An 11,833-nucleotide genomic window follows, 5' to 3' on the forward strand; every position below is an offset into this window, starting at 1 on the left:
CGACCCCAATATTTTGGTCGGGGCAGGTTTACGGGATTTTTGGCTGATATTACAGATCGGGGGTGAACTAGCCCTGACAAGAATTACGATTATTTTACAGGACTAGATATGAACCCATCATCTTTTTTACCCCCCTGCCCTTGACAAGGGGGATGCGAGGGGGTCAGAAACTCGACTAAAAACGAGATTTCTCCTCAGTTTGAGCCTTCAACACAGATTTTTGCAATCCAAAATCTAAAGTCTAAAATCTAAAATCCTATTGTGCGGCTTCAAATATCATTTCCTGGAAGTTAATGACATCCGATCGCGGATCGCAGTGGGTGACTTTGACTTCTAGCCGATCGCCTATTGCGACCGATCGACCAAATCGCATTGCCAATTCTAAACCCAACTCTTCCAATAAAATCAATCCGAGATTGCTGTCTTCTCTCAGCCAGCGCAGCATTAAAGCTTCCCAAACTTCGTCTGGGTTGCGCCGCAAATATTCCAATCCCCAATAGCGGTTAGTTTGGCGTTCGACTGTGGATGCTTCTTTAACTGCGGTGCCGAGACACATCACAATGTCCTGTATTTCTTCAGCGGAAAAAGGCAGTGGTTCGCCCCGCAGGTGGGCTTTGATTTGGAAGTGAGTCAGCAAGTCGGTATAGCGGCGGATCGGGGAAGTAACTTGAGTGTATAATTCCAAACCCAAGCCGGCGTGGCGTCCGGGGGTGAGGCCCATTTCGCTGCGGGGCATACACCGACGCACGGCGCAAGCGCGGGCGGGGCCTGCAGGTACGGCCAGCAGTTCTTCATCGGGAGGGAGTTCGGGCTGCGGCTGATAGCGGTAGGGTATTGGCAGGCTGTGAGCTTGACCGTAGCGGGCGGCTAGTTCGCCGGCTAAAATCATCATTTCGGCTACTAGCATCCGGGCTGTGGAGTCGTCGATGACGTGGATTTTGATGTCGTCGCCGTTGACTTTGATGACTGATTCGGGCATGAAAATGCTGATTGCGCCTTGGGCTTCCCGCCATTTTTGCCGCAGTTTGGCTGCAGACGCGATCGCTGCTATTTCCGGTTCTGCTTCGATTCCCAACTCCAGCATTTCGTCTACGTCATCGTAGGTCAAGCGGTAGGTGGGTTTTATGGTGCTGATGTGGATGCTGTAATCTTGAGCCGCGCCGATTTCGTCTAAGGTGACACTGAAGCTGAGCGCGCTGCACTCTTTGCCTTGAATTAAACTCATCGGCCCGGTTGCCAAAGCTGGGGGAAACATGGGGATCATTCCCGTTGGCAGGTAAACCGTAGTGGTGCGCTTTCTGGCTTCGAGGTCGAGTTCGTCTCCAGGGGAAAGCAAGCGGGTAGGATCTGCGATGTGTATCCACAGGCGCTGCTGACCGTTTTCGAGGAATTCTAAGCTGAGGCCGTCGTCGATTTCGGTGGTGCTTTCGTCGTCGATCGTGTAAACCTTGAGGTGAGTTAAATCGAGACGATTTGTGTCGGAGTCGGCTGGGGGATTTTCTAGGCAGCGTTGGGCCACTTCTAATACCTTTGCGGAGAATTGTAGGGGAATTTGGCTGCGCCGCAAAAACAGGTTTTCGTGGCTACTCCACAGGCCGAGATCGACTAGGAGTTGAAATGCTGCTTCGGGGTTTTCGGACCGTTCTAAGCTGGCTAAAGTTTCTAAGGCCGGGGTGCGGTGCGTTGCTTCTTCTCCGAGGGTGGCAAAGCGTTCTAAGGCGTCGAGGCGAGTTCGATCGCTGTGTTCCCAATCTACATTTTCCCCTGCCAGCCGCTGTTTGACTCTATCCCAAAATCCTTGGGATTCTTGGTGTCGCTGCTGTTCTACTTCTTGCTGGTGTTTGATTTCGGCTACTTGGGCGACCGGTCGCGGTTCGTAGCGATCGCCCTTTTGTTTGAAATACAGTTTGTCTGTTGATAGCAAACAGTAAGCCGCGTAACACTGGGCCGGACTGCGCTCGGAAAATAGCAGCATTGCCAGGGATTCGGGATCTGCTGTTTCTGCGTCACCGACTAAAAGTTCCCAAGCGACTTCTAAACTCGACGGATCTGAGTATGCTTCTACTTCTTTGAGAAATTTGGGAATATCGGAGGGTTTGTAAGTTTCTCCGACTACTTCGTAGGTGATTTGTTTGGGCGGTATGCTGTGCGGTTGACCGTTTTCGTCTACCACAACCCAGTTTTTCTTGCCGTCGGGGCGATCGGCAACTGCCAGACGGCGGTCGCCGTGCACTCTAAATTCTACTAACGTTCCCTTCTCCACTTGCCAGCTTTATATTTGAGATTTTGGATTTTTACCGTGGCCACTTATCGAGTTTCGAGCTTGCGATTTTAGATTTTGGATATTGGCAATTTTTCTGGTCAATTGTGAAAGTTAAAATCTAAAAAGTTGTTCTTTCTTCTTGCTTTTTTTTAACTTTTGACTTGTGATTAAGACTTGCGCTGCAACGACTCTTAACCCTATTTCGCGATTATTTCGCTGCATTCTTGCTGCACTCTTAATGACAGAAAGACGTTCTTTTCGCGCAAGTCTTATTCCCAGTCCAAAATCTAAAACCCAAAATCCCAAATCCTGTTAACCTTCTTGGTTTACGAAGGGCATCAAAGCTACAATTCTTGCTCTTTTGATGCTTCTGGTCAGGTCTCGCTGCTGTTTTGCCGTCAAACCGGTAATCCGGCGGGGCAAAATCTTACCGCGTTCTGTGACGTATTTTTTGAGCAAATCAACATCTTTGTAGTCGATCGGGTCTCCTGGTTTGATTGGCGAAACGCGCCGGCGAAAGTAAGTCATGGTTTGTTGTTTGTTTACTGTTGTTCTTGGACTGTTGACTGTTAGTTTTTAGTTATTAGCCGTTAGTTGCTAGCCGTCAGGAAAGCATTGGTTAGTTATCTGCTTTTCGCGCGTCAATATCAATTGCCAACAACTGATGACTGATGACTAAGGACTAATGACTAATCACTACTTGATCTCTTTGTGGGCAGTGTGGCTGTTGCAATGGGGGCAGAACTTCTTGAGTTCCAGCCGCGCCGTCGTGTTGCGACGGTTCTTGGTCGTGGTGTACCGAGACACGCCTTTCGAGCGTTTGCTTACGTTTGTACGGCACTCAGTACACTCTAGAGTAATTATGATGCGGACGCCTTTAGCCATAATTCTAAATAAATTTCGACTAATTTAAACACAATTTATTATCTTCTCACATTGCTCTGCACTTGGTCAAGCAATCTTCTAACTTTGATGTCGAGCGAGTAGCCACGGCGGGCTCCGACGACGATCGTCCCGCCGATGCGATCGTGGAAAGCTTGGGGAAACCTTTCGGCGGAGGTGAGGGCAACGCTACAGTCGATCGCCAGGGGCAGGATCAGCAGCAAGACGGCGGCGTTGGTAGATGTGATCCCAGCTATACCTGCGAAGGCTAAAGCCACGCACAGGCCCAGCAATGCCTCGCGCTTGCACAGTTCTTGTACTCCAGGAGTCCGTTGGAATCTGGTATCGGCAATTTTCATGTCCAAGGCCCAGCGCCCGAGACTTTGACCTTGGTTTTTCCTGACGATAGGTACGCGCAGGATCAGCCACAGCAAAACAAAAAATATGGTTTGGACGATGGCATTAGTGCCCAGAAGCAAACTGGGCAGCCAAACTGCTATTCCGTCGATGCAGAGGGCCGCGGCGCGGCGGCCGACGGATACTTTGGGAAGGAGAGGAACTAGGTCGGAACTCATAGGCAAAAAGGTCGATCGCCACTAGCTACTTTTTCATTTTTCATCTTAAGCTGTGGATTAATCGATCGCCACCAATGGTGCCTAAATCAACGTCAAAGCCAACCGCTAATTATTCAAGCGGAAAATGGATTTTCGCCAATTCCCAACTGCTTTTTTGACTTTTCTACCTGTTCCCACAGTGTTTGGATCTGAGTAAATGCCTGTTCCACAGAGATTTTACCGTTAGATGTCAAGGAACTTATGTAACCCACTCGCTGAGAAAACTCTTGTAAATTCGCATTAAATACCAAATTCTCTGGCTTTACTTCACCGTAATAGCGATTTTGAGGATATAAAAAATTTGAATTTGCTACCATTGCTTTAACCTCGCATGAAAACTTGTTTCCTGAACTAATCAATAATATTATAAACCGCGATCACCTGCTAAAGTTGTGCTGTAAGTAGCAGAAATCATGTGACATTGGGCGAATTTTTTTGTGATGGCAATTACACCGACAGATGAGGAAGACAAAAACCTCAGTAATTTCACGTGTACAATTTACGCAGGCGGGGTCAACAGCTAGGTTTATGGCTTAACGCTTATAACTGCGGATTTGGCGTCCAAACCAGGTTTTTGTTAGTCTTAGGACTGAGTTATTGAAATAAGTGACAAAAAAAACAAAAATCGATAATATTATTGAAGCCATAAATAGTTAGACTTTGAGTAAAAAACCGCATAATGTCTGCAAATGCGCGATCGCCCCGTCCCAAACCCCGGCTGAGGCAAGCTTTAATTAGACTTGCCATCGCCGTAATTGCTGCTATTATCGCCTTCAACATTCCTCACTCCTTAATTCCCGTGTTTAAAGAATCCGTATCCGAAGCAACGCCACCACCAGAAATCCAAAACGTGCTCGCCGGCAAGCGCAAAATTGTCACAGTGGGCGACAGCATCACCGAGGCAGGGAAATACCCCGGAGGTTACGTTTGGCTGCTGCAACGCTATCTGGATGCCCTTTATCCCGATCGCCAAATCGAAATCGTCAACGCGGGGATCGGCGGTAACAAATCGACTGATATGCAAGCGCGCTTCCAGAAAGATGCGATCGACCAAAAGCCAGGTTTAGTGATGATTAATGTCGGAGTCAACGACGTTTGGAACGCTTTCTTCGACTTCCCAAACAATCAGTTTTATCCGGAAGGCAACTGGTCCGCGGGAGTGCAAGTGGCAGAATATCGGGAGAAAATAACTCAAATGGTGCTGGCAGCAAAAGCCGCAGGAATTCGAGTTGTACTGCTTTCTCCTACTCTGATAGGGGAAAGTATCGACGGCCCAAAAAATCGCAGGTTGCAACAGTATGTTGCCGCGATGCGAGAAATTGCGTCTGAGAATCAGTGCTTGTTTATTGATTTGAATGCGCCTTTTCGGGAAGTTATCGGCACGTATCAAAAGCACGCGGGCAAGACTCTGAATTTGTTAGCCGCAGATGGAGTTCATCCCAATCCGTCGGGATATCGAATTATTGCTTTTACTATCTTGCGCGGTTTGGGCGTACCCGCAAAGGATATTGAGAATTTGGAAGTCAAAAATTGAATCTTTGAATTTAGTTGACGGTTGACGGTTGACTGTTGACTGTTAATTGAAAGTCTCCAGGGTAAAACCCCCCAGATTTATCTCGGGGCTAAATTCTTCAAATCTCAAATCTCAAATCTCAAATCATTCAATTGGCGGATGATACCGCTTCAACCAACAACTACCGATAATCACCAACGCCACCACAACAATAATTTCCGTCCAAAAAAACGACATAAAATCACTTGCAGTTCCCACCGGCGGCACTCCCGGTTGAGCGTTGCGAATCGCGGGAAAAGCAAACAGCATCACAGCAGTCCAGCTCAGCATTCCCACTTCCGGCAACTTGCCCGATTTCATCACTTTTAATGCTAGCAAAAATGCCATAATTGACAACACCCACATGATCACAATAATCACTAAGGCAAAGAATTTGACCGGGAGCGATCGAGTTGCAGAAACATCAATATAAATAAAGATAGAGGAATTCTCCTCCATCGGCTTATAACTAATGTCGAAACCGGGAACGTCGGCATTAAAATTAAATTTAAGTGGCACGGGATTCAGTTCAAATGGAGCAAACTTTTTACCAATTGAAGGCAGCGGGTCGAGCGAAATAGCAACTTTAGCAATGTGCCTATCAAACGGGTAATTGTTAATTTTTCCTTTGACTAAGTTAAACTTCAATGCAGGAACAATCATCGGTTTGCCTTCTTTAAAGGTAATTTCCGAATCCTGTACATTTGCGCCGTTAACTGTCATTAACAAGTCTTGAGCCGGGTAAGTTGGCCCTTTTTTATAGATACCTTTGAGTTCAAACTGCAAGCGGGTTTCTAATTCGTTCTTAATAGGATCAACTCCAATTACTGTCATTTTGACCTCAACCAAGCCTTTGGACGCTACAGCGCTTTCTGGAGAGGGATTGTAAGGCTCTTGGGCGTTAGCATTGTGAGAGTAAATAGATAAGATAATTGCGAAAATTGCGAGGAAAGTGCCAATTAAAATAAGTATTTTTTTGAAATTAAATGTGTTGATAGTTTGCATCTATTATGATATTTTTCATCTTGAATAGTTGTTAGCACTCCCCGCAGTCCGCCAGGGGTTTAAACCCCTGGCTCATAGCTAAAGTCGGTTGAAACCGACTAAAGAAACTCGATCGATCATAAATGTTGGTTTTAGTCCTCTTTTAGAGGCTTTCGCTGTGAGCCGGGGGTTTTCAACCCCCGGCGGGCTGTGGCGCTCATCGGCGCAAGAACCAGGCGAATCAACGGGCAACTACGAACCGATAGGAAGCAGTACATTTGGTGTGAAACTTCCGTGCAAACCGTAGGGAATGTGCTGTTTTAAATGCAAGCGCGCTAGGGGCCCTTTGGTGATGTCGCGAGCATCTAAAATCACTAAGGTCGATCGATGATGAGCTGCATCATACATTAAAAGCAGCAGCCAGCCGTCATCCTCAGCAACAGCATCGGGACGGAGAACAAACACCGGTTCCCCCGCAAAACCGCGTGGTGCCGCACTCCAAATTTGCCTTTCACCAGTCACGAAATCCATTTTGAGGATAGCTTGCAAAGGAGCATTTCCCGTGGGAGCATCAGCAGCACCGATGTAAAGATATCGGTAAGGTTGTCCGACATTATTCGGATGCAAAGTTGGAAACTCGCAGCACCTAGTTTCAACAACTTGATGCTGCACAGTTTTGTCTTGCAAATTTAACTTAAACCGCCACAATTCGCCCGCTGGAACGCTGTCAAAATCAATCTCGCGAAAATCGCCGTCCGCCTCTACAGTGGGAAATGATTCGTAACAAACTGAGTCAACAAAAACTTCGTCTCCTTCTTCCCATGCGTTGCAGTGGTGGAAGACAAAACAAGGTTCAGTTTCTAATATCTTCACCTCGTCAGTGCCGTTGCGGGGAATTAAAATTGCTTGCGTTGGCTTGTTTGGCGAAAAATTAATGCACTGGGAGGCACTCCGAAATCCTAACACGAAAAGCAGCGGATTGAAGCTGACGGGATTTTGGAAGAATATGCAGTAATTCGGGGTAATTACCATGTCGTGCAGGAAGGCAAAACCCGGTATTGCATGGGCGTGGCGCTGCAAAAGTTTACCGCTTTCGTCGAGTTCGTAAATCGTGATGGTACTCGACAAACCCGGCTTGACCGAAAAGTTTACTAATCTGTCTCCTTTGCCATTTTTCCCTTTTTCAATTCTGGGGTGGGCGGCGAAGGCTTCACCGGGTTCCAAGATGCCGTCTAGAGTATCTAAACCGAGTGTTTCTAGGGTGCGGGGGTCGAGTCTGTAGGGCTGTGCGGCTTCCCAAAGTGCTAGGAGTTTGTCGCCCCAATAAATGATGTTGGTGTTGGCAATGTTTTTGATTTTGACATCAAAGATGTTGGCTAGCCAGCCCCCTGGCTTCTGTGTGCCGAAAACGCCTCGGTGGAGGATTTTTCCGGCTTTTTGTTCGGCGAGATAGCCTTCTGTGTGTATGAATCGGTTGCGGAAATGGGCGCGGCCTTCGGATATTGCGATCGCACAAACCATCCCGTCGCCGTCAAACGGGTGGTGGATGCGCTGGCCGTTGACATCCAATAATCCGGGCCCGTTGCGAAAGAATGTGCCTTGCAAGCCGGGGGGGATTTCGCCTTCTATGTCGTCAATCCAGTAGTCTGATTCGTTGGGTTGGGATTCGTAGCCGCGCTGCCAGTCTGTGCGATCGTATGATAGGTTTTGGGCGGCTGTTTTGGCTGGAGGAGTTTCTATGTTTTGCATTGTGTAGAATAAGCTTTTATTGATTTAACCGCAGAGGGCGCAGAGGGCGCAGAGAGAAAGAAAGGAGGCGAAAGAAGAGGAAATAAAACTAGGGAGATTTTCGCAGTGAATTGTAGTTCTAATATCTACAAGTTCAATATCTTTCTGCTGTCTTCCTTCTTCCTTCTTTCACTCCCTTACCTCCGTTACAAAATCCGTTGCCGAACTTCCTTTATTTGCTATCTGCCGTGCGGCTTTGTGACCTTACTGTCGGTACTAAGTCGGGAAAGTATTCGGGCATGAAATGCTGTCCGCCTGGTTTGGAACTGCCCAGTTCGGGTTCTAATACGGGAAGAGACTTTTGATAGTTTGGATCGCCGCTTTCTGTACTCTCGGCGGGCAGCCAATTTAAGAACGGTAGGGGCAGAAGTGTGGAGAGGTTTGTGATTATCACTAGCAGCCAGAGGTTATCGAAATTGCGATCGGTAATTCCTAGCAAGTGGGTTAAAAGTGCACCGCCTTCGTGGGACAAAAGTCCTGCTAAATTGGTGATTGACATCAACAGTGCAAATAAAGTTGCTTCGACGCCTGGGGGACACAAGCGGGCGGAGAGTACCAGCACCGGCATATAAGCAATTTGTCCGATTACTGTCAGGATCAGGCTGTCTCCGATGCTGAACCATTGATCGTCAATTCCTAAAGCTCGGTTCGCATGAGTTACTAATAATAAAGTAGTCATGCCCAAAGCAGTCGCAAGGACGGTTGACCAGCCAAAAATTACTCGAAATGGAACTGTTTTGAGGAAGCGCTGAAACACCCAGACGCCGGCGAGGGCGGCAATGCTGGTAACGAAGCGCACTCGGCCGAGAAATTCTGGTGGAAAGCCTAATTCGTTGGTGGTGAAAAAGAAGAAGGCGGAGTCAGAGCTTGGGGTGGCTTGCAAGAGGAAGAGAAAGGCGGTGGGCAGCCAAATTGTTTTTTGGGTAACAGCTTGCCGCAGTTGTTTTACTTGGTCTTTGACCGTTTCAAAGTCGCTTCTTTTGTCGGTTTTTTCTTCGGCAATTAACCAAGCTGTTGCTGATACAATTAGCGGGAAAGATGCGGTGATTAAAAATATTGTGTGGGTGCTGAAGTGTTGCAGCAGGGAACCGCTGAGGTAGGCGGTAATTAGTCCGCCCAGGGCTGCAGCGCCCCAAGACAAGGATTGCAGGGAACCGGCGTCGGTAACGGATTCTTTTCTGGCCCTTTCGACTACCAGGGAGTCGGCGATTACGTCGCTGACGGCGAGGGAGAGAGAACTCAGGGCGATCGCGCCTGTAGCTGCAAGCGGTGTGTGTACAATTGTTGCGAGGCTCACCCATGCTAAGGTGCCCAGCAGCCCGGAGAGGACGATGTAAGGGCGTCTGCGGTAGCCGAATATCGGCAAGCCGTCCGACAGGAAGCCGAACACGGGTTTGATAATCCAAGGCAGGGCGACGACGCCCAGCATTGCCGAGACTTCTGCCGGACTCATGCCGAGTTCGTCTTTCAGGAAGAAGCTGACGGCTAAGCGGGATAGTCCGAGAATGCCTTGGACGAAGTAAATCACTAAGATGGCTATGAGTTCGGGGGTTGGCTCATTCCCAAAGAATACTTTTTCTTTTAAAGATTCTTTGAGTTTGCTTACGCCGGAGGGGGAAACGAGCATTTGAGCAATATTTCTTAATGAATCTCAATATTTATAACACATTCTTAATGAGTTCCGGGAACTGTCGCAGGTGGGATGCGAAAGTGACGGGAAAGTGGCAGGTAATATAAAATTATGATGAGCTCGAATTAAAGGATTTTTGGTAGCAATGAAAGCAGAAATTATAGTTGTCTTTCTCGCAGCGGCTTGGATTTTAGGAATGGGGGCTAATTTAGCCTCAGCAATACCTGTTGCTAACAAGCAAGGTGATTATCCGGTGCCACCTGCGGGACAGCGGGGCAACAGGCAGGTAAATTGGTTGGTTGTGGACTCGGATTCTAAAGGGTTGAATTGCCGGATGGCTCAGAGATTTCGCTCAATTTCTGTAGACGGTTTGGATGCGCCTGCTGAGTTGTTTGAAAGAAATAAACACAATGTTTCGCAGTGGCCTGTCGTGGCTACGTTTAGACGGGGGGAACGCTTGCAAGCGGTGACAGGAAATAATGCCAATCAAATTATGATTGCTGACTCTCAGGGCAAACCTTGGCTGCCGATTTCAACGGATAAGGGTAATTGTTTTGTGCGGGCTAATAGCAGTTTTATTAAACCGATTCGGGAAAATCCTACTACTTTGAAACCGTTAGAATAGCTGAAATTTTTTGGATAAGAGTGGGCAATTGGTGAAAGGAATGTTTTATGATTATCGATCCTAAAAATGTGCCGGAAATTACGGGTTCCAAGTACCCTCAGCAATTCCAATCGGCTGTTGCGGGGAGAGTTAAAAAACGCTTGGGCGATGCTGCCGGATTGCAGAATTTTGGGGTAAATTTGGTGAGACTTGCGCCGGGAAGTTGTTCTGCTCTCAGGCATTGGCACACCCGGCAAGATGAGTTAATCTATGTTCTGGAAGGGGAAGTTACTCTGATTACAAATTCGGGAGAGCAAGTGCTGAAACCGGGTATGGCGGCGGGTTTTCCGGCGGGGGATGCAGACGGACACCATTTAGTCAACCGCTCGAAGGGAGATGTTGTTTATTTGGAAATTGGCGATCGCACTCTGGGAGATAGTGCCGAATATCCCGATGACGATCTAATGGCGAAAGGTAACGGAAATAGTTGGATTTTTACTCGCAAAAATGGCGAGGTTTATGAGAGTTGAAAATTTATGAGTCAAGTGAATCTTTGGACTTCGGCGGAACACGCTTTGTGGTATCTTGCTAAAGCTGATGGAATTCCTCACCGCACTGAAGGTGAAGCGGTTTTGTTGGAGGAAGTGCCGAAAAATGTTAAGCGAATTCTGGATGTGGGCACGGGAGACGGGCGGTTGCTGGGTTTGCTGAAGTGCGCTCGACCAAATGTTGAATGTGTGGCGATCGACTTTTCGCCGACAATGCTGGAAAAAGCCAGAATTCGCTTTGCGGATGACCAGAATGTCACGGTAATCGAGCACAATTTTGACGAATCGCTGCCGGATTTGGGCAAGTTTGATGCGGTTGTTTCTAGTTTTGCGATTCATCATGTAGCAGACGATCGCAAACGTTCGCTTTACGGGGAGATTTTCGAGCTTTTGGAACCCGGAGGCATCTTTTGCAATTTGGAACACGTAGCGTCCGCAACTCCCGCTTTACACGAGAAATTTCGAGAGGCGATCGGTATTAGCGATTCCCCAGACGATCCGTCTAATAAATTGCTGGATGTCGAAACGCAATTGCGCTGGTTTAGAGAAATTGGTTTTACCGATGCAGACTGTTATTGGAAGTGGCGGGAACTCGCTTTATTAGTTGGGGTGAAACCAGTGTGCCCTGTCAACGTGGTGAAGAAGGCGGACTAAGGCTTGAAATTTCGTTGCGGCCACGAACTCGCTCGGATTTTTTTCAACCGCGCGAGACGATAAATTTTGTTTATTATCGATCGGCAACCGATAGGATGACGTAAAGCCGATCGATCGCACCTTGACGCGGGCTGGGTGAAACCAGTTTAATAGCTAAACAAAACAGTAGTAGATTGCAAAGCCTACGCACTTACTTTGGGCAGCCCAACTGCGAAACTTAATAAAATTGGCAGCGTCATATAGCCTTTATCAGAAAGATGAGGTATCATGTAACTGACTTGAACGAAGTAAAAAATATAGAACCCGAAAATGTC

12 protein-coding genes are annotated in these 11,833 nt (G+C 47.6%); 4 read left to right on the forward strand and 8 right to left on the reverse strand.

The genetic code is table 11. The features are described from left to right. Window positions 1-256: 256 nt before the first annotated feature. The 5 genes from QUA71_RS22685 to QUA71_RS22705 all read right to left on the reverse strand — a co-directional run bounded on the left by QUA71_RS22685 (window position 257) and on the right by QUA71_RS22705 (window position 4,076). Window positions 257-2,263 carry a ribonuclease R family protein gene (locus QUA71_RS22685; protein WP_333288472.1) on the reverse strand — a complete coding sequence of 669 codons (2,007 nt, stop codon included), beginning with the start codon at window positions 2,261-2,263 and terminating at the stop codon, window positions 257-259. Between the two features lie 312 nt (window positions 2,264-2,575). Next, window positions 2,576-2,791, reverse strand: a complete 216-nt coding sequence (gene rpsR / locus QUA71_RS22690) for a 30S ribosomal protein S18 (RefSeq protein ID WP_006631377.1) — start codon at window positions 2,789-2,791, stop codon at window positions 2,576-2,578. 168 nt (window positions 2,792-2,959) lie between these two features. Next, on the reverse strand, window positions 2,960-3,148 hold the full coding sequence (gene rpmG / locus QUA71_RS22695; protein WP_006631376.1) for a 50S ribosomal protein L33: 189 nt from the start codon (window positions 3,146-3,148) through the stop codon (window positions 2,960-2,962). Between the two features lie 38 nt (window positions 3,149-3,186). Beyond that, a complete protein-coding gene (locus tag QUA71_RS22700; protein WP_333288474.1) occupies window positions 3,187-3,720 on the reverse strand; it encodes an RDD family protein in 534 nt (177 codons plus the stop codon). A gap of 113 nt (window positions 3,721-3,833) precedes the next feature. Then, complete coding sequence (locus tag QUA71_RS22705; RefSeq protein WP_190658612.1) at window positions 3,834-4,076, reverse strand: DUF7219 family protein; 243 nt, start codon at window positions 4,074-4,076, stop codon at window positions 3,834-3,836. A 362-nt stretch (window positions 4,077-4,438) separates the two neighbouring features. Between QUA71_RS22705 and QUA71_RS22710 the strand changes: the two genes are divergently transcribed. Further along, the gene (locus QUA71_RS22710) at window positions 4,439-5,293 is read left to right on the forward strand and encodes an SGNH/GDSL hydrolase family protein (protein WP_333288476.1); all 855 of its coding nucleotides are present in this window, start codon (window positions 4,439-4,441) and stop codon (window positions 5,291-5,293) included. A gap of 123 nt (window positions 5,294-5,416) precedes the next feature. Here QUA71_RS22710 and QUA71_RS22715 read toward each other — a convergent pair whose 3' ends face one another. From QUA71_RS22715 to QUA71_RS22725, 3 genes are all read right to left on the reverse strand, one after another. After that, entirely contained in the window at window positions 5,417-6,316 is a 900-nt protein-coding gene (locus QUA71_RS22715) for a DUF4436 family protein (RefSeq protein ID WP_333288479.1), read from the reverse strand. A 231-nt stretch (window positions 6,317-6,547) separates the two neighbouring features. After that, window positions 6,548-8,044: a carotenoid oxygenase family protein gene (locus QUA71_RS22720; RefSeq protein WP_333288481.1), complete on the reverse strand. Its 1,497-nt coding sequence runs from the start codon at window positions 8,042-8,044 to the stop codon at window positions 6,548-6,550. Window positions 8,045-8,255: 211 nt separating this feature from the next. Continuing rightward, entirely contained in the window at window positions 8,256-9,710 is a 1,455-nt protein-coding gene (locus QUA71_RS22725) for a folate/biopterin family MFS transporter (RefSeq protein WP_333288482.1), read from the reverse strand. A 148-nt stretch (window positions 9,711-9,858) separates the two neighbouring features. Here QUA71_RS22725 and QUA71_RS22730 point away from each other — a divergent pair, with 148 nt between their 5' ends. The 3 genes from QUA71_RS22730 to QUA71_RS22740 are packed head-to-tail and all read left to right on the forward strand — an operon-like array spanning window position 9,859 to window position 11,519. Further along, window positions 9,859-10,338: a hypothetical protein gene (locus QUA71_RS22730; protein ID WP_333288484.1), complete on the forward strand. Its 480-nt coding sequence runs from the start codon at window positions 9,859-9,861 to the stop codon at window positions 10,336-10,338. Between the two features lie 47 nt (window positions 10,339-10,385). After that, window positions 10,386-10,847 carry a cupin domain-containing protein gene (locus QUA71_RS22735; RefSeq protein ID WP_333288486.1) on the forward strand — a complete coding sequence of 154 codons (462 nt, stop codon included), beginning with the start codon at window positions 10,386-10,388 and terminating at the stop codon, window positions 10,845-10,847. Between the two features lie 6 nt (window positions 10,848-10,853). Continuing rightward, entirely contained in the window at window positions 10,854-11,519 is a 666-nt protein-coding gene (locus QUA71_RS22740; RefSeq protein WP_333288488.1) for a class I SAM-dependent methyltransferase, read from the forward strand. Window positions 11,520-11,833: the final 314 nt, after the last annotated feature.

The sequence above is a fragment of the Microcoleus sp. MON1_C5 genome (assembly GCF_036701875.1).
Classification (GTDB): Bacteria; Cyanobacteriota; Cyanobacteriia; order Cyanobacteriales; family Microcoleaceae; genus Microcoleus.